Genomic DNA, 24,648 nt, shown 5'->3' on the forward strand with positions numbered 1-24,648 from the left:
GTCACCTGAAACCTTGTCAACTCAAAAACTAACAAACTAAAAAACTTACAAACTCAAAAACTCAAATTAATACTGACAAATAGTAGGCTCACGGTATTCGTACCGTGGGCCTGCTTTGTTTTTATGCTTTCCATTTTTCCCTGTAAACACATTTTTAATATTAAAAAGACTATTTGTGTTAAAAGACACAGAAGTAATTTAAACAACATTGCATATTTTAAAAAATAAAAACTTTTATATAAAGTTGTTTTATTATATACAATCACATATATTTGCGATGCATTAGATAAATATCCTAACAAATTGATGGGAAGTATGAAAAAACACTATCACAAATTAATCTGCCACCCTCTTAAAAACAGATGGTGCAATGCTAAACTTTGTTATTTTATTCTAGCAATAGGTGCTTCGCCAATATGCAACCAACAAATGTGTTTAGCAGCAGAAAACCACAACTACCAAAAGACAAAAGATGTAAACAATGAGGGAAAAATTACTTATCAGGGCGTGGTTGTAGATGATACAGATATGCCACTTCCGGGCGTAAATGTAACATTCAAAAACGCCAAAGGAGTAGGTGTTGTAACCGATCTGGATGGAAAATTCTCAATTGCTATTCCGGAAAATGTACGCAGCCTTATTTTCTCTTATGTAGGTATGAAAACGCAGACCATAAATCTTTCCGGAAACAGAGACAATATAAAGGTACGTCTGGAACCGGATGTAGTATCGCTGCAGGAAACTGTTATCACCGGTATCTATACCAGAAAGGTAGAAAGCTTTACCGGTTCTATGGCTACTTATTCTGAAAAGGATTTGAAAATAATAGGCAACCAGAATGTATTGCAGAGCTTGAAGGCACTGGACCCGTCGTTTATTATTCTGGAAAACAATCTTGCCGGTTCTGACCCGAATGCGACAATGAATCTGAACATCGGCGGTAGTACAAACATCGTGGGACTGGAAACCGAATATACCACCAACCCAAACCAGCCGCTGTTTATCCTTGATGGGTTTGAAACAACTCTTTCTACTATCACCGACCTTAGTATGGACCGTATTGCCAGCATCACCATCTTGAAGGATGCATCGTCTACCGCAATCTATGGTGCAAAGGCTGCCAATGGTGTAGTAGTAGTAGAAACCAAGAAACCGGAAGCCGGCAGATTGAGATTCAACTACAACGGTAACTTTGGTGTAGAATGGGCTGATCTGACAGACTATAACCTGATGAATTCTGAAGAAAAACTGCAATATGAAAAACTGGCAGGATATTATGGTGATCTGGGTGAAGACGGACAAATTATTGATGAATATTATCGCACACTGTATAACCAGCGTTTGCTGAGAAGTAAACAGGGACTGGATTCGTACTGGCTGAATGAGCCGCTGCGTACAGGTTTCACACAGAGTCATAACATCTTTGCAGAAGGTGGTGACGCGGCGTTCCGGTATGGTATCGGTATGACTTATACCAATACACAGGGGGTAATGAAAAACTCCAGCCGTGATATCATGAACGGTAACGTGCAGTTGACTTACCGAATTGATAAGTTTGCGTTCTCTAACCAAACCAATATTACCAATACGGGTATAGAAAATCCGATGGTATCGTTCAGCAGCTTTGCCAGAACAAACCCGTTCTACGATAAATACAATGAATATGGAGAAGTAGAACAGGTCATCGAAACCATTAAAAGTCCAAGTGGTACACAGTATATCACTAACCCGTTGTGGGACTTGCAGCAGAAGAGTTTCGACAAGACCAACCAGCTGGCATTTACAAATAACTTCCAGATTGAATACAGACCGCTGACTGAATTGAGAATCAGAGGTAAGTTCGGACTTACCGTAGGACGGAGTACTGCAGAAAAGTTCCAGTCACCGAAAATGAGTACATACCTGACTACAGATCAGCTGAAACGAGGAAGTTACTCGGAATCAAATACAAAATCTTCTTCATACGACGGTAGCTTGGATGTATCGTATGGTAAGACTTTCGGAGATCATACCATCAACGCAATCGGAGGTATGCAGATCAGCGAAAGCAATACAGACTTGTCGCAGTTCTCTGCAATAGGTTATTCCAGCGACTTGTTCTCGAATCCGAACTTCTCAAACGGATATCCGGATGGTGGTAAACCGTATTCGACCATTTCGAAAACAAGACATGCCAGCTATTATGCCAACTTCAACTATGGATATAAACTGAGATACCTGGTAGACCTTAACCTCCGTACCGACGGTTCGTCTGTATATGGTGTAAATAATCCGTTCTCTACTACCTGGTCATTCGGTTTGGGATGGAACATCCACAACGAAGCATTCTTCAAGCCGAACGATATCCTGAATTACCTGAAACTGCGCTACTCATTGGGTAACCCGGGTAATGCCAACCTGAACGCTAAAATGGCGAACAGTATCTATACTTATTATACAAGCTATCCGAATATGTTCGGACTGGCTGCGTTAATCAGTACGTGGGGGAACAGCGGATTGCAATGGCAGCGTACCAACGAACAGAACTTTGGTATCGACGTGGAAATGTTCGACAACAGATTTAAACTGAGTACAGACTTCTTTATCAAGAAAACCGACCCGCTGTTGCTGAACATCGACTTCCCGCCTTCATCTGGTATTTCGAAAGTGCCTATGAACGTAGGTGCCATGAAGAACCGTGGTGTGACTTTCACTACAAGTTACATCTTGCTGAGAAGCAACGACCTGAACTGGACCATCAATGCAAACTTGAGACACATCAAGACTACTTATTACAACATTGGTGATTTGCTGGAAAAATACAATGAACAAGGTAGAACCAACCAGACTCTGATACGATACTACGACGGAGCCAGCAGTACAGCAATGTATGCAGTGCGCTCGGCAGGTATCGACCCGATGACCGGTAACGAAATCTTTATCAAGAAAGACGGTTCGTACACCTTTAAATGGGATTCGGCCGATGAAGTAGTTTGCGGAGATACTACTCCCGACATAGAAGGTTCTTTCGGTACTTATCTGTATTGGAAGGGATTCTCTATAAACGCAACCTTTACTTACCGTTATGGCGGACAGGCTTTCCTGTCTACCCTATTCAACAAAGTAGAAAACATCAGCGATGTAGAAGTGAAATACAACCAGGACAAACGTGCATTGTACGACCGCTGGCAGAAACCGGGAGATATCGCGAAGTTTAAACGTATCGACGATACAAGTCAGACTAATATGTCTTCACGATTTATTGCAGATGACAACACACTGCAATTGTCTTCTTTGTCGGTAGGTTATGAATGTACTGACGTAAAATGGCTGAAAACAATCGGAGCTTCGGCATTCAACATCCGCTTGTATGGTAATAACCTGTTCCGCCTTTCTACAATCAAGGAAGAAAGAGGTATAGATTATCCGTTCTCAAGAAAAATTTCAGCTTCAATTGGTATCCGCTTCTAAAACTGCTAAAATTATTACATTATGAAAATAAAAAAATATCTGACCAGATTCATGCTTGTTTGTTGCATGGGAATCGCCACTTCTTCTTGCGCCGAATGGTTGAAAGTTGATATGGAAGATGGTATTATGGAAGATGCATTATATCAAGAAAACGAAGGATTCCTGACTGTACTCAACGGAGCTTACAGCAGCTTAAATGAGGTGTACGGAAGTACCTGGTCGATGGGGCCACTTGATGTAATGGCTCAATATTACAATGTACCGGCCAACGGTACTCATCCGTATAAAGTATATGCAAGCTACAGCTATACTGACGCTACATTTGAAAGTACATCCGGTAGCTTATGGACCAGACTGTATCAGATAATCGCCAACCTGAACGTCCTGATTGATCACTGCGACAGAGAAGGTAGTGCCATCTCGCCGAGATATTATCCTTTCGTAAAAGGAGAAGCACTGGCTATGAGAGCCATGCTCCACTTCGATTTGCTGAGATTCTACGGACCGATTTATTCGTCACAGACAGAATCGACTCCGGCAATCCCTTATCTGGATATCCCGAACAACAAGGATATGGTGGCTATATCTTCGGCTAAGGAAGTATGCGAAAAGGTATTGAAAGACCTGAAAGAAGCAGAAAAGCTGCTGAATGAAGACCCTGTCAGAGAAGAAGGAACAATGGCTTCGGATTCGGAAATTCCCAATGAATCGAATGATTTGAGATACAGACAGTACAGACTGAACTACTATGCGGTACAAGGATTACTCACTCGTCTGTATATGTGGATGGGCAACAAGACAGAAGCCTACAATTGTGCAACAACATTGCTTAAAGAAGTAACAGAAAAAGAAACATTCCCATGGGTTACCAAAAGTGCAGCCACTTCTGTAAGTGCTCCGGACAGACTCTTCTCTACCGAAGTAATGTTCGCACTGTACAATACCAGCCGCGATAATCTGTACGACGCTCTTTACGGACAAAGCCTGGAAGGTAATGCACTGACTTTCGTAGGTGGTCTTTCGGGAGAAAACTCAAAACTGGAATCGTTCTACGGTAAAAACAGTTCAAGCGACTACAGACGAAAGATGTGGGAAGAAGTGGTAATTACCGGCGATGATGATGACGAAGGGGCTGCTACCGAAAGTACCGGTATCACCTACTTCCTGAAATATGAAAAAGTGAGCACTGATTCACACTTCAGATACATGATTCCACTGATGAGAATAAGCGAAATCTATCTGGCAGTAGCCGAATGCAGCAACGACTTGGAGGAAGTGGCAGACTGTCTGCACCAGATAAGATGGAACAGAAACCTGACACAGGACGAAGATGTGACAGAAGAAAACAAAATGCGCCTTATCACCGAAGAATTTGCACGTGAAGTCATCGGAGAAGGACAGTTGTTCTATTTCTACAAGAGAAATGCTATGACGGAATTCCCGTCGGGTACAGAAGCAAACGGTACTTATAAGATGTTGCCGTCATCGTATGTGGTACCATTGCCGAAAGTAGAAACAGATAACAGACAATAACAAACACTTGATAATAATTGATGAGTATGAAAAAAATAAAATATTGCACATATGCCCTGATGGCTATGATGGGACTTTCGTCCTGTGAAAAGGAAATCATGAGTTATGAGGGAGTGGATGGACTGTATTTTGACGTTCGCTGGGGATCGGCAGAAAGAGACCCGGAAACACAATGGGGACATCAGTCGTATACTCCGGTGGAATTTGGAAATATGACTGAAGAGTCGTACACTGTGCAACTGAGAGTGAGAACAAGCGGAACTGCCAAGGATTATGACAGACCGTTCTCTATCACCATCGGCAAGGATAGTACCAACGCAATAGCAGGTGAAGACTATGTAGAGTTTACCAAAGATTACGTGATAAAGGCAGGAGAACAGTTTGCCTACATCGATGTAACCATCAACCGTACTGAAAGAATGCAGAACGATACAGTTGCATTGCAGCTCAGACTGATTCCGAACGAATACTTCACTTGTCCGTTTACCAACTACGAGGATAATCCGGTATTCGATGATCCGGAGAAACGCTATGGATATAACCCCGATGCAACCGTTCATAAAATTGTGGCATGCGACGTGATGGCAAAACCGGAAGGATGGTGGGGAGACTTTAGCGGCACCGGAGGTGGACCGTTCGGTAAATACTCAAGAACCAAATGGCTGCTGATGATGGAAGTAACCAATACGACTGTAGAAGATTATGCTTCACGTATCGGAATCAATCCTACCATGCCGATGGCTCGTGCCAACGCCATCAGTGAAACTTTTGCCAACTATTTGCTGGAAGAAGCCAAGAAAGGACGGGAACATGCAATCTTGGACGAGGATAATACCATGATGTGGTGCAGCTACGTAAACACCATCGATCCGAATGCATGGAAAGAGTTTGATACTCCGGATGATTATTATAAAGGTGAATAATTAACCTAATATCTGACATTTATGAAATTTAAATATATCTATTTGACAATACTTGCAGGAGGGTTGAGCCTGAATGCCTGTGTAGACGACAAAGGTTCATACGATCGCTTGCCTGTAAATGAGCTAACTGTAGAAGGAGTAGAAACAGAATACTCTGTGTTGGCCGGTATCACAGAGTTGGAGATTAATCCGACAATCAAGGGAAGTGTACTGGGAGAAGATGAAAGCCAGTATAAATATACCTGGTATATCTGTCAAAGTACCATTATCAACAACGATCATACACATACAGTATTAGGTAATGAAAAGAACCTGAAAACTGTAGTGGTAGCCAATCCGGGAACCTACAAGCTGTATCTGGAAATTACCGATGCATCGACAGGAATTGAATGGGTAGCTTCTGAATCTTCACTGACCGTAACCACTTCGCTCACCACCGGATTTTATCTGTTTGGAGACGATGCAAACGGTAATGTAGGTATCGACTTCCTCAGTATGCCGGACAGCGAAGGGGATACTGCAGTCATCCATAATATCTTTACCAATTCGGCACAGCTGAAGGGAGCCGAAGATCTGATGTACACCGGATATACTTACAGTTCAAGTGCCACCCTCAACTTGTGGGCTGTCACAGAATCGGGTTCCTATAAACTGGAAAACTCTATTCAGGATAAGACCATCTTTGATATAGACAAGAGTTATAACGAATCGTATACATTCCCTTCCGGACTGGTACAGCACCCCGTAAAAGTATTGGAACAGTTCCCGCAACAGTATGTATATGGCTATGCAGCCAAATATTCGGATAGAGGATACATTACTGAAGATGCAGTCTTTATTGGCTCTATCATGCTGGGTGAAGTATTTGCAAGCCCGGTAAACCGTTACTCGCTGACGAGTACCAAGCTGTTTAAACCGTATCCGAAGGCATTCTACTATTGGGACGGAGCACACACTAACAGCTCACCGAAAGCTATTATGCTGTATGATATGGATGCAAACTGTTTTGTTACTGTAGAAAAGACCGGTAGTCCTTACAGTAGTATCTTTACAGAAAAGAACTGTAAGAAGCTGGTCGATCAGGGTGGAGCATTCCCATGGAATCAGGACAAACGTACTATCGTATACGGAGAAAACAACTGGGCCAACAGCTATGCACTGATGAAGAGTACAGAAAACAATACTGACTTCTACATCTACAAAATGCTGGTTAGAGATCCGGTGAACCCGACAAAGGTTGCGGGTTACTCACTGACTACTACAGAGGCACCCGAACTGGATAAGGCAAAATTCATCTCATTCTCTCCGGAGTATCCTATCATGATTTATGCTACCGACCGGACTTTCTACAAGTATAATTACGAAACAAAACAAGCAGATGTAGTGAAGACTTATGACGGAGAAATCACTTATGCTGCATTCGACTGGCGTTCAAGAGGACAGCTTGATATCGTAATTTGTACCTACGATGCAAGTGCAGAAGAAGATAAGAGAGGTACCATCTATAAGTATGAATTGGCACAGACATTGGAAATCACTCCTATCATGACTGGTAGAGCGCTCGACAAAGAGTTTGTATACAATACTCCACTTAAAGTAAAGAAGGTGGAATACAGAAACAGTACACGATAAGTAAAAACATCATTATTTTATTGATTCATGAAAAAAACAATAATAGCCCTTGCATTGGGAATGGTTGGATTTGTGCCTCTTATGGCACAAACCAACTTCAGACACATAAGTTTTGAAGAAGCCGTAAAACAGGCTAAAGCAGAAAAAAGACTTTTGTTTGTCGACTTTTATACAGACTGGTGCGGCCCGTGCAGGAAAATGGCTCAGGAGGTTTTCCCACAAAAGAAAGTCGGAGATTTCTTCAACGAGCAGTTTGTATGCATTAAGCTGAATGCAGAAAAAGAAGGAAAGGAATTGGCAAAACGTTACAGCGTAAAGGTCTACCCTACTTTTCTGGTAATAGATGAGAAAGAGCAGGTAAAAGCAACCATTACCGGAGCTGCATCGGGAGAAGCCTTTATCGAGAAAGTGAAAAAGGAGCTGAACCCGGAACTGACACCGGAACGTATGAAAGAAAGATACGACAAGGGAGAAAGAACACCGGAACTGATTAATGCGTATGCCATGTCGCTCCTGGAGAAAAAGAAAATGAAAGAGGGCTTCGAAGTCATAAACGGCTATTTCGCATCGCTGACCGACAAGCAGAAACTGGCTAAGGAAAACTTCTTCCTGTATACACTTTACACCACTAACGTACGGGATGAAAAGGCTGAATATTTGCTTGCACACGTGAATGAATGTAAAGGAGAAACCAGACAGGAGGCTCTGAAGGTGTTGCAGAAGCTGTATTATTCGGAACTGCTTTCTTATCTTTCCGGACATTACTTTGCGAGCAAACAGTATAACCAGGAAGCGTATCAGGAAGTAAAAAACACCATCCTGTCGCTGAAACTGGACAAAGAATATCCTTTCCAGCCGTTGTTCGACATTGTGGAATGTTACGCCAAAGGGGACATGAGAGCACACTTCGAACTGGTAAAGAGCAAAAAGAAAGAAATGGCTGAAAAAGATTTCGAACTGATTCTGCTCAATGTAACCCGCCTTTATCCGAACTCTCCGGAACTGATTCCGGATGTAATCAGCTATATACGTAGCAGTCTTCCAGAGTTAAAAGCGGCAAACATCATGATGATGGGACAGATTCTGATGCAACTGGAAAAGAAATAATTCCCTCATATCCATAAATCCGTGAAAGCTCATTCCTTGAATATATCAGGTTTGAGCTTTCACTGTTTTGAAAAAGTACATGAAAATACCGTTCACACAAGCTGATATATTGTTTAAACAGAAGTGGTTTTAAACTATCGCTCTACTTTTTATTCAATAAATACATTAAATAAACAAAATAATGTATTTTTGCATATTTGTTAATAGCTTGTCACAAAACCTGATTGACTTACTAATTTTTATGCCAATGATTTCACAAATCAAGACTTATGTCTATTCGTTCATTTGTTGCTCTCTACTCATGATATCATGTACTTCAAATGATGAATTATTACAAAACGAGAGTGATTTTATTGCTTTACAGTGCAATAAATCACTACCATGGAGTAGCGGTAGCGGACGTGCTGTTACGGACGAAAACGGCAGTGGCAACTTCTCTGAGGGCGACTGCATAGAGTTAATGGTTGCTTCGGAAGCCGAATATAAAATTCTAAAGCCTGAATTTTTTGCCGGACAGTGGACTCCCCCATTGAAACGCAGCGATTTCTCTTCCAATGAGTTAAGACTGTCGGCTCTTTTTCCGGTGCTCCCATCGGGCAATGATACGGACAGAACCATTGCTGTACCTGTCGACCAAACAACTCAAACAAGTCTGGCAAATACTGACATACTGCATGCAGATGCCGTAATAAAACCTTCAGACTCATCTGTATCGTTACAGTTCGGACATGCCTTGCATAGAATCTGCATAAACTTGAAAGGTAATGTCCCGGACAATATACAACTGGAACTCTACAGCGTTACCGACGGAAGCATCTCCTTGGAGAGTGGAAAAGTTACAACTATGGAGAATGCTGTCCGTAAATGGATAAAACCGTTCAAGAAAGACCAGTATACGTATACAGCCATCATATTGCCACAGGATGCAACCCCTTATCACGATGGAGAAGGTCTGATTAAATTAAGCATTGGCGATAAGATCAGTTCTTACTCTCTTGATGAAAGCATCACTGCATTTAACCAGGGAATGCAGACCACAATTAATCTGACATTGAATTCTTCCGGCACGGGTGAAATTGATACAGAATTCAGCAACCAGATACGCTGGGTGTATGGGGTAAAGGCACCAGACTTTCCAGGAAAGGAAAATATTAAAAGCTTTAATGTAGGACGATATGAATTTGAGGAGGGCATATGGTTCCGTTATGCATACGAAAATATGTATCCTCCATTACCCTCCGAAATCCAGTATCTTACGTGGAAAGAGGGATGCGGATGGTATGACTGCAACAAGAGTTTCGAATATATAGGCGACAAAAACATGTGCTGGGCTGCAGGTGCATCGAATCTGATACATTGGTGGATGGAACATAACCAGAAATATATTGAAGCGTATGATAAAAAATATGGCCAGGAATACGATTATGCCCGTCCCGAAAAATATTCAAAGATGACAGAAAAGAACCAGCAGCACAGCGAAGTATTCAATTTTTTTAAAGAATCTTTTAATGATAAAGGCAGTTGGGATACGGGTGGAGTAAACTGGTTTATCAACGGAGACCGTAAAAACATAAGCCCGGAAAACTATAACTTCGAAGGCTTTTTCCATAAAGTTTTCACAACAGATGATAAGATAGCCGTTGAAATTAAGAACATGTCGAAAGAGAATTTCAATAAAACAATGAAAGATGCCTTCAAAAATAATAAAGCCATCGGATTTACCTCTTACGATTTTGCAGGAAAAGGCACGGGAACGCATGCCCTGACAATATGGGGAGCGGAATTTGATGCGGAAGGAAACGTGGAATACATTTATTTCTGTGACAATAATTATAGTGAAACCGAACCCAATCATGCTTCGTTGTCACGCTTTAAGGTCGTCTATGTGGAATCTACCATTCCGGAAATAAAAGGAGCTGTCGCCAACCTGCGTGCTCTTGACAACAATGACGGAACAATACCGACACTTTTACACCCTTTTTCCGGGCTTACAATAGTCGACCTTCGTCAGGATATTTGGAAAAAGGCTTTTCCGGAAGTGCAATAATAGTTTTAAATTATTAAATGAAAACATCCATGAATAAGAATCTTTTATTTACATTAGTTGCTTTGGTGTTCAGTACAGTATCGTGCAAAAATGAATCACCTGATAATCCTACAAATGATAATACTATAAATATAGTGGCAAGTATAGCTCCATTGTCGCGTGCACCACAACTGGGAAATGACGGAAGTGGAAGCTTTACAAAAGGAGATATGATGTCTCTGTTTATCACCAAAGAGAACGACCAAAAATTATCGGTGGATTACTCATACGGAGTCGACAATACATCGTGGGGAGAGTTGGGATTGACGGAAGAAACAAAAAAAATCTCGCTTTCGGCTGTTTATCCGCAACAAAAGAAACATCAGGAAGGCATCTTCGAGTTTAACACACTCACTGCGGATGAAAAAGACCTTCTTCTGGCCGACCCTCAAGAACTTATTTCAGGTTCCGACCACACGGTCTACCTTACATTCAGACATGCCATGCATAAGATTAACTTCAAGTTTACTTGTGGCAACGGAGTCACCGAAGACGACATCCAATCCCTTTCTTTTGTCTTGAATGCAAAAACGTCCTGCATGATTGATGCTGCGGAAGCTGTGATCAAGGAATTAAAAAGTGACAAAGGGGATTATGAATCTACAGGCGACAAGGCGACATTCTATCTTGTACCCCAGCCTACATCTGATATCACACTCAATATAACCGTAGGTGGAAAAAGCGAACAAATTGCACTGGATAAACTGTTACAGCAACTCGACACACCTCATGCAGAGTTGAAAGGAGGACAATGTACATCGCTTACCCTGAAAATAAACAGCAACAGTATTACCATAGAATCTGGTACTATCGGCGGTTGGGTAAATCAGGATACCATAGACGGTGAGGTGACTATCGGGTAAAGCTGCGTACAGTTCCTGCAGAAAAACGGCTCAGGAAGCTTTCCCGCAAAATCAATAAAAAACGCGACTTGTATCAACGGGCAACGCGACTTGTATCGATAAGCAACGATACAAGTATCGCAAGCCTCCGATACAAGTCGCGTTTTTTGTATCAATAGATAAAATCAGAATTCGAACTTTTCGAGTTTCATGGCTGCAAGCTCCTGTATCTTTGGAACCAATGTGGTAAAATGAGCTGCCTGTTCGTGTGCAGACAAAGAAGCGGCATCTTTCCATGTTTCGCAAATCATCAGCACATCTGCGCGGGTAGCACTTTCAAACAAGTCGTATGCTACACAACCATTATCCTGCAAAGATGCAACAACCAATTCTTTGGCCAAAGCTACTACAGCTTCGCGATTCTGCTTTTCTACCTGAATAAATACGTTCAATCGAATCATAACTAACTATCTGTTTTAAATTGTTATACATAAAAGGACATCAGCCCTCAAAAAAAGCCACTGAAAGAAAAACGGAGATTTACATGAAATGTTCATATAAACCTCCGTATTTTCATTTATATACAATAAAATGCATTTACCATTCTATAAACTTACCTCTTGCCTTACGCTCTTTGAGCAGTTCTGCCAGACGTTTGTTTTTGGAAGAAGCAATGTACTTACGACCGAAGATATTCGGGATGGCTACTCCCAAGGCAATGACCATAATGACCAGACCGGAATTGACACCGCTCTCGATGGCTTTCATCAGTGGAGTTACCTGGTCGATAGACTGTACATTGATATTGATGATACCAAACAGCATACGATACATCAATACTCCCGGAATCATCGGGATAACCGAAGGGATGGTAAGTACGTGGTTAGGTACATGGAACCAGTGTACGGCTTTCACGGCAATAAGGCTCACCAGTACCGAACCTGAGAAAGAACCGATAACCAGACCCATATCCAAACCGATATTGTCTGTGCTGGCACCCAGATTGACAAAGTTACGGGTACATACCGCAATGATACCACCAATTGCTACTACCCACAACAAACGGCGCTGGATGTTGAAAATCATCGAGAAGCCCATTGCCGAGATTGCAGCTGCAATGGCATATTCCCAATAAGCATGGTGAGGCACCATACTGATGGTCGGGAAGAAGTCGGCAATGTGACACAGTTTCACCGCAAAGGCAATACCGAATGCCATCGCCGCTACCATCAGAAGAGTATTGACAGCTCGTACAATACCTACCTGTATATAATTGTCGAGCATATCGTCGACAAAGTTAATCAAAGGAACACCCGGTACGATGAACAGGGCACAAGCCAACAGCGGATGCCACGGAGTAGTGGTCCACTCTGCCGGAAGCAATGTAGATGCCCACGCCAGAATAGTAGATACAAAGGCAGCAATCGCAATACCCATATAATGATTCAAACCGGACTCGTTGCATTTGGCACGCACACGCATACCGATAATGGCTGCAATGGAAGCATAAAGGAAAGCCATCCAGTCGCAACCGAACTGAATACAGAATCCACCGCAGGCAAAACCGGCACCGATGGCTACCTGCCAGGGAGTATAATTACGCTTCTTGGTACGGATTTTCTCCAATTCTTCTTCGTAACGGTCGAGTGAATAATCTTCCTCAATGGCACGCCATGAAAGTTTGCTGACTTCGGAAATAGCAGTCATATTTACTCCGTGAGTCTCGATACGCTGGAATTTGGTAAATGAGTAATCGCCATCGCTTACATTTACCATCAGCATGGTGTAACTGACATTGATATGGAGCTTCTCTTCAGGGATACCCAAATAAGCGGCTGTACGCTTCATGTTTCTGACTATACGGTTGGTATCTGCCAAACTTTCCACCAAAAGTTTTCCCGTACGCAACAATAGATCCACTCGACGATGCAACTGCTGATCGTGAGCCTTTACAGTTGTCTCTAAATGTTCCTTAAGTATCATTTTGCTATAAAGATTTTTTCGGGGTGCAAAGTTAAAAAAATATATTTTAAATCAGTACCTTTGCACCCCGAAGTTTTTTAGAGATGAAGAAAGAAACAAGAATAGAAAAAGAAAAGCAAACGGTAAGGCAGATGATTCATTTTTACTGCCGCCATAAAGAAGGAAACAAGGAGTTGTGTACAGAATGCAGGGAGCTGCTGGAATACGCACTGAAACGTTTGGATAAATGTCCTTTTGGAGAAGAAAAGAAAACCTGCCGTTTGTGTAAAATCCACTGCTACAGCCCGAAAATGAAGGAACGTATCTGCGAGGTAATGAGATATGCCGGGCCACGCATGATGATTTACCATCCCATTACCGCATTGAAACATTTATGGAGAGAACTTGACTGAAAAATAATTACACAGAAACAAATTGAACTAAACTTCCAGACTCACCATTATTCACAAATTGAGGATTTTTTCTACAAATTCAATCCACATTCTTCTACAAAAGAAGGAGGGTTAAGAGATTTACCACATTGATTTTCAACATTCAAATAAAATCTGTATCTTTGGCATACATATTGCCCATAACCACATAGTGGCATCTAAAACAACAAAAACTTAAATGATTATGAGACGTTTTTTGACAAAGAAGGACTTAAAGATTAAAAGGAAACAAACTATTTACACAGGGATAGGTATTCTGATTATCATTGCGTTGTATCTTTTCCTGACCCGCGAAAAGAAACCTGTACCCGAAGCACCGGTAGTTTGCGTAACACCAACACAGCAGCAGGATGTGGAAATTTATGGGGAATATGTAGGACGAATCAGAGCACAGCAGTTTGTAGAAGTACGCGCCCGTGTAGAAGGGTTCCTTGAACAGATGTTGTTTGCGGAAGGTACTTATGTAAAACGGAATCAGGTGCTGTTTGTCATCAATCAGGATCAGTACCGTGCCAAAGCGGATAAGGTAAGGGCACAATTGAAAAAGGATGAAGCACAGGCTCATAAAGCAAAACGTGACCTGGAACGTATCCGTCCGCTATATGAACAGAATGCAGCCAGCCAGCTCGACCTCGACAACGCAGTGGCTGCTTACGAAACAGCGGTAGCCAGTGTAGGCATGAGCCAGGCCGACCTGGATCAGGCAGAACAGGAACTGGGATATACCATTGTACGCTCTCCTATCTCAGGTCAGATCAGTGAACGTCATGTCGACTTGGGTACACTGGTGGGTGGCAGCGGTAAATCGCTTCTGGCAACAATCGTAAAAAGTGATACAATCTTAGTAGACTTCAGTATGACTGCACTGGATTATCTTAAGGGTAAAGAACGTAACGTCACTCTGGGGCAAAAAGACTCTACCCGCTCATGGCAACCTACCGTTACCATTACTTTGCCAGACAACAGTGTATATAAATATAAAGGACTGGTGGACTTCGCCGCACCTCAGGTAAACCCGAAAACAGGAACATTCTCCGTTCGTGCCGAACTGGCCAACCCGGATCACGTGTTGCTGCCCGGACAGTTTACAAAAGTAAAGGTATTGCTCGACGTACGTAAAAATGCAACGGTTGTTCCACAGAAAGCTTTGATTATAGAAAAGGGTGGCGCTCATATCTTTGTAATGAGAAAAGACTCGACTGTAGAAAGACGCTTCATCGAACTGGGACCTGAATTCCAGAACAATGTAGTGGTAGAACGTGGTCTGTCGGCCGGAGAAATCATCGTAAGCGAAGGATTCCACAAACTGACTCCAGGCATGAAGGTACGAATTGGAAAACCAGCAGCCGAAACACAAGAGTAAAGCGGATTTAGTAAGAACCCTTAAAAACAAACATTCATGAAAGTCAGCTTTTTCATCGACAGACCGGTATTCTCGGCTGTCGTCTCCATATTAATTGTCATTGTGGGTATCATCGGTCTGATGATGCTTCCAATCGACCAATATCCCCAGATTACCCCTCCGGTGGTAAAAATCAGCGCTTCGTATCCGGGTGCCAGTGCCGTAACCGTTTCGCAAGCGGTGGCTACTCCTATCGAACAGGAGTTGAACGGTACTCCGGGAATGATTTACATGGAATCGAACAGCTCCAACTCCGGAGGTTTCTCGGCAACTGTTACATTTGATATTTCTGCCGACCCGGATCTGGCGGCTGTGGAAATACAGAACCGTATCAAACTGGCGGAGTCCCGGCTTCCGGCAGAAGTGATACAGAATGGTATCAGCGTAGAAAAACAGGCTCCAAGCCAGTTGATGACCATCTGTCTGACCTCGGACGATCCGAAGTTTGATGAAATCTACCTTAGTAACTTTGCTACACTGAACGTAATCGACCTGTTGAGACGTATTCCGGGAGTAGGTAGAATCTCGAACGTGGGTGGACGTTACTATGCCATGCAAATCTGGGTAGATCCGGCCAAACTGGCCAATTTCGGACTGACCGTACAAGATGTCCAGAATGCCCTGAAAGACCAGAACAGAGAATCGGCAGCCGGTGTATTGGGACAGCAGCCTGTCACAGGACTGGATATCACCATTCCTATCACCGCACAGGGACGTCTGTCTACTGCCGGACAATTTGAAGAAATTGTACTGAGAGCCAATCCGGACGGATCGCTTATCCGCCTGAGAGACGTGGCAAGAATTTCGCTGGAAGCTGCATCGTATAATACCGAAAGTGGTATCAACGGAGGAAATGCAGCCGTACTGGGTATCTATATGCTTCCGGGAGCCAACGCTATGGAAGTCGCAGAAAATGTGAAAAAGGAAATGGAGAATATCAGCCGGAACTTTCCGGAAGGACTGGAATACAACATTCCGTTCGATATGACAAACTACATTTCCCAGTCTATCCACGAAGTATACAAGACCTTGTTCGAGGCACTTGTGCTGGTTATCATTGTGGTATACTTGTCACTGCAAAGCTGGCGGGCCACTCTGATTCCGGTAGTAGCCGTACCGATTTCTTTGATTGGTACATTCGGATTCATGCTGATATTCGGGTTCTCGCTGAATATGCTGACGCTTTTGGGACTGGTACTGGCCATCGGTATTGTGGTGGACGACGCCATTGTGGTGGTAGAAAATGTGGAACGAATCATGGAAGAGGAGAAACTCAGTCCGTACGAAGCGACCAAGAAAGCCATGGAAGGCCTGGTAGGAGCAGTCATTGCTACCTCACTGGTACTGGCTGCGGTGTTTGTGCCGGTTAGCTTCCTGTCGGGTATTACCGGTCAGCTGTACAGACAGTTTACCGTGACCATCGTAGTATCCGTACTTCTGTCTACGGTAGTAGCCTTGACGCTGAGTCCTGTAATGTGTTCATTGATTCTGAAACCGGAAGATCCCAACAAACCCAAGAACCGGGTGTTCCGTGCCATAAACAACTGGCTGAACATCGGAAACAACCATTACGTAAAATGGATTAGCCAGACTGTCAAGCACCCACGCCGTGTAATCGTAGGATTCGGTATGGTACTCATTATGATATTTGTATTCCACAGACTGACTCCGACCAGTTTCTTGCCGATTGAAGACCAGGGATACTTTACCGTAGAGCTGGAACTGCCGGAAAGCAGTACACTGGAAAGAACACGCGAAGTGACCGACCGCGCCATCGACTTCCTGATGAAGGAACCGGGTGTGGCCTATGTACAGAATGTGACCGGTAGCAGTCCGCGTGTCGGTACCAACCAGGCAAGAAGCCAGCTGACAGTCATCCTGAAGGAATGGGAAGACCGGGACAAAATCACCATCGACGAAATTATGGACCGCGTACGCAAAGAGTTCAAAGAATATCCCGAATGTAAGGTCTATCTTTCTACCCCGCCGGTAATCCCCGGACTGGGTACATCGGGAGGTTTTGAAATGCAGCTCGAAGCACGTGGAGACGCTACTTTCGACGACCTCGTGGCAGCAACAGATACACTGATGTATTACGCATCGCAATGGAAAGAAATAGCCGGACTCTCATCTTCACTGCAGGCAGAGATACCTCAGCTTTATTTCGATGTAGACCGCGATAAGGTGAAACTGACCGGAGTACCGATGGCAGATGTATTCTCTACCATGAAAGCTTATACCGGTTCGGTTTACGTCAACGACTTCAACATGTTCAACCGTATTTACCGTGTTTATATACAGGCTGAAGCTCCTTACCGTGCACACAGAGACAACATCGGACTCTACTTTGTACGCGGAGGAGACGGGGATATGATTCCGCTGACTTCTTTGGGAACAACCAGCTATACTACCGGACCGGGAAGCATCAAGCGCTTCAACATGTTCAACTCTGCCGTAATACAGGGTACAGCAGCCAACGGAGCCAGCTCCGGACAGGTAATGGAAAAACTGGAACAGCTTGCACGGGAAAAACTGCCCGACAACATCGGAGTAGAATGGAGTGGTCTTTCTTATCAGGAAAAGAAAGCAGGAGGACAGACAGGTATCATCCTTACCCTGGTGTTTATCTTCGTATTCCTGTTCCTTGCAGCACTGTATGAAAGTTGGACCGTGCCTGTAGCCGTACTGATATCATTGCCGGTAGCCGTATTGGGAGCATACGCCGGTGTAGCACTCTGCGGACTGGAGAATGATACTTATTTCCAGATTGGTCTGGTCATGTTGATTGGTCTGGCTGCCAAGAACGCCATCCTGATTGTAGAGTTTGCCAAAGACGAAGTAGACAAAGGAAAAGGACTCATCGAATCGGCCTTACACGCAGCCCAGTTGCGTTTCCGCCCTATCCTGATGACCTCACTGGCCTTCATCCTCGGAATGATTCCGATGGTTATTGCAAGCGGTCCGGGTTCGGCAAGCCGTCAGGCAATCGGTACCGGTGTATTCTTCGGAATGCTTGTAGCCGTAACCATTGGTATCGTATTGGTTCCGTTCTTCTTTGTAATGATTTACAAGGCTACCAACAAACTGAAAGCAAAAAAAGCTAACTAATTCGGACGACTCATGAAAAAAACGAACTATATATATCTGGTTTTATGCACACTGACAGCTACCCTATTCCTGGGAAGCTGCCAGTTGGGAAAGCACTACACACGCCCTAAACTCAACCTGCCGGAGACCTTGGACAGCACCAGCGTAGACTCCACATCGCTCGGTGATTACTCGTGGGAGGAAATGTACACAGATACCACTCTGCAGGCACTCATCCGCAAAACGCTTACCTACAACAAAGACATGCTGATTGCAGCAGCCCGGGTAAAGGAACTGGCTGCCATGAAACGTATCGATTATGCCAATATGTTTCCGGCTGTAGGAGCAAAGGCATACGGAGAGAAAGAGGGAGAAAATTATGGGGGTGTCAAGTACAAACCGAGCAATGAGTTCGACCTTAAATTAGGTGTAACCTGGGAACTCGACTTGTGGGGTAAACTGCGCTGGAACAGAGATAAAAGTCTGGCCGACTTCATAGGTTCCATCGAAAACCAGCGCGCACTGAAAATGACGCTCATCGCACAGGTGGCACAGGCTTATTTCGAACTGGTGGCACTGGACAACGAGCTCTCAATTGTACGAAAGACCGTAGATGCACGCCGGGAAAGTTTACATCTGGCCCGCATCAGATACGAGGGTGGTCTGACTTCGGAAACAGCATTCCGTCAGGCACAGGTAGAGTTGGCCCGTACAGCCACTCTGGTTCCCGATTTGGAACGGAAAATAGCATTGAAAGAAAACGAAATTGCCTTCCTAAGCGGCGATTATCCTCACCATATCCAGCGCTCTATTCTTCCTGAAGAAGTAATGTTCACCAACAGCCTTCCGGTAGGCCTTCCTTCTACCTTACTGGAAAGAAGACCGGATGTACGCCAGGCAGAACAGGCACTGATTGCAGCCAATGCTTCTGTAGGAGCAGCCTTTACCAATCTGTTCCCGACTATCTCGCTGACAGCTTCTTTCGGTGCAGAAAGTGCAGAGCTGAAAGACTTGCTGAAGTCGCCTTATCACCTGCTTTCGGTAAATATTCTGCAGCCCATCTTCGCCATGGGAAAGAACCGGGCCATGCTGAAAGCCAAGAAAGCAGCCTGCGAACAGGCAGCCTATGCCTACGAAAAAGCAGTGCTCAATGCATTTAAAGACGCCTACAATGCAATCGTTGAGTTCAACAAGATAAAAGAAGTATACGAAACCCGCCTGCGTCTGGAACAAGCTTCAAAAAGTGCCCTCGACCTGGCTCAGCTGCAGTATATCAACGGAGTCATCGGATATATGGACTTGCTGGACGCACAGCGTGGATATCTGGACGCACAGATCAGTCTAAGCAATGCCATCCGCGACAAGCAGATTACCATGATCAACTTGTATAAAGCTTTAGGCGGAGGCTGGAAAGAAAGCAACACTTCTCAACAGCCTATGTAAACTGACAATCTCCTTAATAACGTCTTATAAAAAGTGAAATGGCATCTTTCAGAGAATGAAAGATGTCATTTTTATATCCCCCTTCCCCCTTCTCTCTCCCACTCTTCCCAACTATCCTTTTTTTCCTTTTTTCTACACTCATATTCCCTGTTACAGCGAATTATATATCCAGTTTTTTATTACCTTTGCAGCATGAAATCAATCAGAGAATTATACCGCATCGGTACAGGTCCATCGAGCAGTCACACGATGGGACCTCGTAAAGCCGCAGAACAGTTTCTGGCCAAACATCCCGAAGCTGCTTCCTTTCAAGTAACCCTTTACGGAAGCCTTGCAGCTACAGGCAAAGGGCACATGACAGATGTTGCCATCCTCGATACCATGGAGCCACATGCCCCGGTAGAGATTTTATGGAAACCGCACATCTTCTTCCCTTTCCATCCGAACGGTATGACCTTCAAATCGCTGGATGCATCGAAGAAAGTAACCGACGAATGGACTGTATTCAGTGTAGGAGGAGGAGCTTTGGCAGAAGAAGGACACGACCGTACAGCTACCCCCGAAGTGTATTCGATGGGTACCATGAGTCAGATTCTGTACTGGTGCGAACACACCGGAAGAAGCTACTGGGAATATGTAGAGCAATGCGAAGGTAAAGAAATATGGGACTATCTGGCAGAAGTATGGGAAACCATGAAAGAAGCCATCCACCGCGGGCTCGACGCGGAAGGTGTACTGCCTGGTCCGTTGAATCTCCGCCGTAAGGCATCGTCCTACTACATACGTTCCAAAGGCTATAAAGACTCGTTACGTTCCAGAGGAATGGTCTTCGCCTATGCACTGGCTGTAAGCGAAGAAAATGCATCGGGCGGAAAGATTGTAACAGCTCCCACTTGCGGAGCATGCGGAGTGGTTCCGGCCGTTCTATATCACCTGCAGAAAAGCCGCGATTTCAGCGACGCACGTATTCTCCGTGCACTGGCTACAGCCGGTCTGGTAGGAAACATCGTGAAGCACAATGCTTCCATCTCCGGAGCAGAAGCCGGATGTCAGGCCGAAGTGGGAGTAGCCTGCTCCATGGCCTCAGCCGCAGCGAGCCAATTGTTTGGAGGCAGTCCGGCACAGATAGAATATGCAGCCGAAATGGGACTGGAACATCACCTGGGCATGACGTGCGACCCGGTATGCGGACTGGTACAGATTCCGTGTATCGAACGAAATGCCTATGCCGCAGCACGTGCACTGGATGCCAATATCTATTCGGCTTTCACAGACGGACATCACCGTGTGTCCTTCGACAAGGTAGTTGAAGTCATGAAACAGACCGGACACGACCTTCCTTCCCTGTACAAGGAAACCAGCGAAGGCGGACTGGCCAAAAACTACCAGCAAATGGACTGATGCCGCAAGGTCTCGAATATTTTTTAAACAATACAAGACATCTGCACCTTGCAGAGTATAGCAACCAATGAGTGGTAAAAAGAAAATAAACTCAATTATCCGTCTGTTTCTCCCCCTACTGTTTGTATTTTACTTAGGGGGAATCATGATGTTTACCCATAGCCATGTGGTAAACGGGGTAATTGTGGTCCACTCACACCCGGGTAAAGCAGAACATACCCATACTGCCGGACAGTTGGAAACCATTTTCTTCCTGTCTCATTTCTTCACTTCGGGAGAGGTACTTCCATCTTATCCGCTCCCACTATACCTGTGCCTTTGCTTCACTTTACTGATACCGGCCTTGCCGCGTAAGCAGTACCGTCTTCACAGCAAGGGCATCCGTCTGCGTGCTCCGCCCTCCTGTTGGTTTACTGCATAAAACAGACAAGTAAAAAACATTCTTACACATTTTATCCCTGTACGTTCTATCCTCTCCCATGAGATGTATAGAACCTGATACTTGCATACACCCTGCACGTGTATGAGAGCGTGTGTTCCCGTATTTCATTTTATAAAACCGGACAAACGCCCTCAGCACCCTTTCATGCCGTATGCACGAAAGGGAAGATTGTGTACGGACAAAAACAGGAACCAATTTTATAATTACAAAAGAAATGAAAACTTTATATACATTCGTTTTAGGAATCATATTCACCCTGATTCCCTGTACTTTATATGCATATAATCCGGAAGGATCGGATGCCAACTTATTAGGACACGTAGTAGACAAGCATACACAGGAACATCTGTCGTTCATCAATATCTCACTGAAAGGAACTACCATCGGAACCGTGACCGACGAAACCGGACACTATTTCCTCAAGAATCTGCCGGAAGGAGAATTTACCGTAGAAGTCCGATCGGTAGGCTATAAGACCGTAACCAAAAACGTTCATCTGAAAAAGGGTAAAACCGTAGAGATGAACTTCGAAATAGAAGAAGACATGATTGCCCTGGACGGTGTAGTGGTATCGGCCAACCGCAACGAAACGACCCGCCGACTGGCTCCTACACTGGTCAACGTAATGGACATGAAGGTGTTCGAAAACACCAACTCCAGCTGTCTGGCACAAGGCCTCAACTTCCAGCCGGGTGTACGTGTAGAGAACAACTGCCAGAACTGCGGCTTCCAGCAGGTACGCATCAACGGTCTGGACGGTCCTTATACACAGATTCTCATCGACTCACGCCCTATCTTCAGTGCCTTGTCGGGAGTATACGGACTGGAACAGATTCCTGCCAACATGATTGAGCGTGTAGAAGTAATGCGCGGAGGAGGTTCTGCCTTGTTCGGTTCTTCAGCCATTGCCGGAACCATCAACATCATCACCAAAGAACCTACACACAACTCCGGACAGTTCTCGCATACCCTTACCGGTATTGGCGGTACTTCTGTATTCGAAAACAATACTACACTGAATGCATCGCTGGTGACAGACAATCATAAGGCGGGACTTTACGTATTCGGGCAGAACAGAGAACGTAGCGGTTATGATGCCGACGGTGATGGTTTTACCGAACTGCCGGAACTGAAAAACCAGACTCTGGGTTTCCGCTCGTTCCTCAAGACCAGTACGTATACCAAACTGACTTTCGAATACCATCATCTGCAGGAACACAGAAGAGGAGGTAATCTGCTGGAACGTCCTGTACACGAAGCAGACATTGCCGAACAGACCAGACACAGCATCAATACCGGAAGTGTGAAGTTCGATTATTTCTCGCCCGATGAAAAACAACGTCTGAGCATCTATGCATCGGCACAGCACATCGACCGCGACAGCTACTATGGCGGAAATCAGGACCTCAATGCCTATGGTTCTACTACCGACCTCACCTGGGTGGCAGGTGCACAATACAACTACAACTTCGACCGATGCCTGTTCATGCCGGCCGAATTTACCGGAGGTATCGAGTACAACGAAGACAAGCTGCACGACGAAATGTGGGGATACAACCGCTACACAGACCAGCGAGTGGGCATTGCCAGCGCGTTCTTCCAGAACGAATGGAAAAACAAGAAATGGGGATTCCTCATCGGAGGACGTCTCGACAAGCACAATCTGATGAATCATATCATCTTCAGTCCGAGAGCAAACCTCCGTTTCAACCCGACAGAAAACCTGAACTTCCGTGCCAGCTACTCATTCGGTTTCCGTGCGCCTCAGGCTTTCGATGAAGACCTGCACATTGAAAATGTAGGAGGTACAGTCTCTATGATTCAATTGGCAGAGAATTTGAAAGAAGAAAAATCACAAAGTATCAGCCTCTCTGCTGATATGTATCACCGCTGGGGAGACTGGCAGGGCAACTTACTGATAGAGGGTTTCTACACCTCTCTGTCTGACGTATTTGCATTGAGACAACTGGGCACCATCGACGGTATCCTGATAAACGAACGCTACAACGAAAGTGGTGCTCAAGTATACGGCATGACCGTAGAAGGCAAGTTGGCTTACCGCAGTCTGCTGCAGTTCCAGGCCGGTGTCACCTTACAGCAAGCCGAATACAAGGAAGCACGAAACTGGAGCGACGACGCCGATCTCCCGCTGGAGAAACGTATGTTCCGCACTCCAAACCTTTACGGATACTTCACGCTGACTTACAATCCGGTGAAACCGCTTACCTTGGCTTTGTCGGGCACTTATACCGGTTCCATGCTGGTAGAACACCGTGCCGGATACATCGAAAAAGACCGCACGGAAAAAACTCCGTCGTTCATGGAAGTGAACTTCAAGGCTGGTTACGAGTTTAATCTGTACAAGAACATCAACCTGCAGATTAATGCAGGTGTACAGAATCTCTTCAATGCATACCAGAAGGATTTCGACCAGGGTAAAGACCGTGACTCGGGCTACATCTACGGACCGGGTATGCCGCGCTCTTACTTTGCCGGAGTAAAACTCAGTTACTAACCCCGAAGTCTGTACGGTATCTGTCCAAAGCCGTACAGGCAAAAAGGAAACAATAATCAGACCAGTCTGATTGTACAGTCACCAAAGAGGCTGTATCGGAAAACGAGAAAGCGATTTCCTCACTTCTCCTTCCCGATACAGCCTCTTTTTCTGTCCTTTCTCCTGCCACTTCTACCCCCGTTTTACGCGACTTGTATCGTTGCCTGTCGATACTTATATCGTAAGCCAACGATAATAGTATCGTGAGCTCACGATACAAGTCGCGTAAAACGGAGATTCAAAGAGGGCTATCAAACACTCTCCTGACTTCTATTTCCAATAAAAAAGATAAAAACCATCATTCTCTACGACTACATTCAATAAAATAAAAC

At 44.5% G+C, this 24,648-nt stretch carries 17 protein-coding genes; 14 read left to right on the forward strand and 3 right to left on the reverse strand.

All coding sequences use genetic code 11. From position 1 onward, the window contains the following. Positions 1 to 429: 429 nt before the first annotated feature. From WKU26_RS10950 to WKU26_RS10980, 7 genes are all read left to right on the forward strand, one after another. Positions 430 to 3,450 (forward strand): SusC/RagA family TonB-linked outer membrane protein, encoded by a 3,021-nt coding sequence (locus tag WKU26_RS10950; RefSeq protein ID WP_340322031.1) that lies wholly within the window; start codon positions 430 to 432, stop codon positions 3,448 to 3,450. Positions 3,451 to 3,471: 21 nt separating this feature from the next. Beyond that, on the forward strand, positions 3,472 to 4,983 hold the full coding sequence (locus tag WKU26_RS10955; protein ID WP_340322032.1) for a RagB/SusD family nutrient uptake outer membrane protein: 1,512 nt from the start codon (positions 3,472 to 3,474) through the stop codon (positions 4,981 to 4,983). A 26-nt stretch (positions 4,984 to 5,009) separates the two neighbouring features. Beyond that, on the forward strand, positions 5,010 to 5,906 hold the full coding sequence (locus WKU26_RS10960) for a DUF4843 domain-containing protein (protein ID WP_340322033.1): 897 nt from the start codon (positions 5,010 to 5,012) through the stop codon (positions 5,904 to 5,906). A 21-nt stretch (positions 5,907 to 5,927) separates the two neighbouring features. Continuing rightward, complete coding sequence (locus tag WKU26_RS10965) at positions 5,928 to 7,538, forward strand: PKD-like family lipoprotein (RefSeq protein WP_340322034.1); 1,611 nt, start codon at positions 5,928 to 5,930, stop codon at positions 7,536 to 7,538. A gap of 27 nt (positions 7,539 to 7,565) precedes the next feature. Further along, positions 7,566 to 8,645, forward strand: coding sequence for a thioredoxin family protein (locus WKU26_RS10970; protein WP_340322035.1), 1,080 nt, complete (start codon positions 7,566 to 7,568; stop codon positions 8,643 to 8,645). 301 nt (positions 8,646 to 8,946) lie between these two features. Then, entirely contained in the window at positions 8,947 to 10,692 is a 1,746-nt protein-coding gene (locus WKU26_RS10975) for an IdeS/Mac family cysteine endopeptidase (protein ID WP_340322036.1), read from the forward strand. 29 nt (positions 10,693 to 10,721) lie between these two features. Next, a complete protein-coding gene (locus WKU26_RS10980; protein ID WP_340322037.1) occupies positions 10,722 to 11,594 on the forward strand; it encodes a fimbrillin family protein in 873 nt (290 codons plus the stop codon). A 164-nt stretch (positions 11,595 to 11,758) separates the two neighbouring features. On the opposite strand, the gene WKU26_RS10985 is transcribed toward WKU26_RS10980, so the two are convergent. Beyond that, positions 11,759 to 12,034, reverse strand: a complete 276-nt coding sequence (locus tag WKU26_RS10985) for an antibiotic biosynthesis monooxygenase (RefSeq protein WP_178266733.1) — start codon at positions 12,032 to 12,034, stop codon at positions 11,759 to 11,761. A 136-nt stretch (positions 12,035 to 12,170) separates the two neighbouring features. Continuing rightward, the gene (locus tag WKU26_RS10990; protein ID WP_340322039.1) at positions 12,171 to 13,556 is read right to left on the reverse strand and encodes a threonine/serine exporter family protein; all 1,386 of its coding nucleotides are present in this window, start codon (positions 13,554 to 13,556) and stop codon (positions 12,171 to 12,173) included. A gap of 83 nt (positions 13,557 to 13,639) precedes the next feature. Here WKU26_RS10990 and WKU26_RS10995 point away from each other — a divergent pair, with 83 nt between their 5' ends. The 7 genes from WKU26_RS10995 (at position 13,640) to WKU26_RS11025 (ending at position 24,277) form a co-directional block, all read left to right on the forward strand. Continuing rightward, positions 13,640 to 13,948 carry a nitrous oxide-stimulated promoter family protein gene (locus WKU26_RS10995; protein WP_340322040.1) on the forward strand — a complete coding sequence of 103 codons (309 nt, stop codon included), beginning with the start codon at positions 13,640 to 13,642 and terminating at the stop codon, positions 13,946 to 13,948. A gap of 223 nt (positions 13,949 to 14,171) precedes the next feature. Continuing rightward, a complete protein-coding gene (locus WKU26_RS11000; RefSeq protein ID WP_340322041.1) occupies positions 14,172 to 15,350 on the forward strand; it encodes an efflux RND transporter periplasmic adaptor subunit in 1,179 nt (392 codons plus the stop codon). Positions 15,351 to 15,386: 36 nt separating this feature from the next. Next, entirely contained in the window at positions 15,387 to 18,497 is a 3,111-nt protein-coding gene (locus WKU26_RS11005; protein WP_340322042.1) for an efflux RND transporter permease subunit, read from the forward strand. A gap of 12 nt (positions 18,498 to 18,509) precedes the next feature. Further along, positions 18,510 to 19,919, forward strand: a complete 1,410-nt coding sequence (locus tag WKU26_RS11010) for an efflux transporter outer membrane subunit (RefSeq protein WP_340322043.1) — start codon at positions 18,510 to 18,512, stop codon at positions 19,917 to 19,919. A gap of 192 nt (positions 19,920 to 20,111) precedes the next feature. Further along, positions 20,112 to 21,320, forward strand: coding sequence for an L-serine ammonia-lyase (locus WKU26_RS11015; protein ID WP_178266719.1), 1,209 nt, complete (start codon positions 20,112 to 20,114; stop codon positions 21,318 to 21,320). A 67-nt stretch (positions 21,321 to 21,387) separates the two neighbouring features. Continuing rightward, positions 21,388 to 21,741: a hypothetical protein gene (locus tag WKU26_RS11020; protein ID WP_178266718.1), complete on the forward strand. Its 354-nt coding sequence runs from the start codon at positions 21,388 to 21,390 to the stop codon at positions 21,739 to 21,741. Between the two features lie 265 nt (positions 21,742 to 22,006). After that, positions 22,007 to 24,277, forward strand: coding sequence for a TonB-dependent receptor (locus WKU26_RS11025; protein WP_445323242.1), 2,271 nt, complete (start codon positions 22,007 to 22,009; stop codon positions 24,275 to 24,277). On the opposite strand, the gene WKU26_RS11030 is transcribed toward WKU26_RS11025, so the two are convergent. Further along, the gene (locus WKU26_RS11030; protein WP_340322045.1) at positions 24,267 to 24,506 is read right to left on the reverse strand and encodes a hypothetical protein; all 240 of its coding nucleotides are present in this window, start codon (positions 24,504 to 24,506) and stop codon (positions 24,267 to 24,269) included. The two genes, WKU26_RS11025 and WKU26_RS11030, sit on opposite strands and share 11 nt — an antisense overlap. Between the last annotated feature and the right edge of the window lie 142 nt (positions 24,507 to 24,648).

Source organism: Phocaeicola sp. HCN-40430, assembly GCF_037890285.1.
GTDB classification, from domain to species: domain Bacteria; phylum Bacteroidota; class Bacteroidia; order Bacteroidales; family Bacteroidaceae; genus Phocaeicola; species Phocaeicola acetigenes.

Excerpts from the sequence above, each read along its gene's own strand:
- WKU26_RS10950 (WP_340322031.1), top strand. The coding sequence starts at position 430 with ATGTGTTTAGCAGCAGAAAACCACAACTACCAAAAGACAAAAGATGTA.
- WKU26_RS10955 (WP_340322032.1), top strand. The coding sequence starts at position 3,472 with ATGAAAATAAAAAAATATCTGACCAGATTCATGCTTGTTTGTTGCATG.
- WKU26_RS10960 (WP_340322033.1), top strand. The coding sequence starts at position 5,010 with ATGAAAAAAATAAAATATTGCACATATGCCCTGATGGCTATGATGGGA.
- WKU26_RS10965 (WP_340322034.1), top strand. The coding sequence starts at position 5,928 with ATGAAATTTAAATATATCTATTTGACAATACTTGCAGGAGGGTTGAGC.
- WKU26_RS10970 (WP_340322035.1), top strand. The coding sequence starts at position 7,566 with ATGAAAAAAACAATAATAGCCCTTGCATTGGGAATGGTTGGATTTGTG.
- WKU26_RS10975 (WP_340322036.1), top strand. The coding sequence starts at position 8,947 with ATGATATCATGTACTTCAAATGATGAATTATTACAAAACGAGAGTGAT.
- WKU26_RS10980 (WP_340322037.1), top strand. The coding sequence starts at position 10,722 with ATGAATAAGAATCTTTTATTTACATTAGTTGCTTTGGTGTTCAGTACA.
- WKU26_RS10985 (WP_178266733.1), bottom strand. The coding sequence starts at position 12,034 with ATGATTCGATTGAACGTATTTATTCAGGTAGAAAAGCAGAATCGCGAA.
- WKU26_RS10990 (WP_340322039.1), bottom strand. The coding sequence starts at position 13,556 with ATGATACTTAAGGAACATTTAGAGACAACTGTAAAGGCTCACGATCAG.
- WKU26_RS10995 (WP_340322040.1), top strand. The coding sequence starts at position 13,640 with ATGAAGAAAGAAACAAGAATAGAAAAAGAAAAGCAAACGGTAAGGCAG.
- WKU26_RS11000 (WP_340322041.1), top strand. The coding sequence starts at position 14,172 with ATGAGACGTTTTTTGACAAAGAAGGACTTAAAGATTAAAAGGAAACAA.
- WKU26_RS11005 (WP_340322042.1), top strand. The coding sequence starts at position 15,387 with ATGAAAGTCAGCTTTTTCATCGACAGACCGGTATTCTCGGCTGTCGTC.
- WKU26_RS11010 (WP_340322043.1), top strand. The coding sequence starts at position 18,510 with ATGAAAAAAACGAACTATATATATCTGGTTTTATGCACACTGACAGCT.
- WKU26_RS11015 (WP_178266719.1), top strand. The coding sequence starts at position 20,112 with ATGAAATCAATCAGAGAATTATACCGCATCGGTACAGGTCCATCGAGC.
- WKU26_RS11020 (WP_178266718.1), top strand. The coding sequence starts at position 21,388 with ATGAGTGGTAAAAAGAAAATAAACTCAATTATCCGTCTGTTTCTCCCC.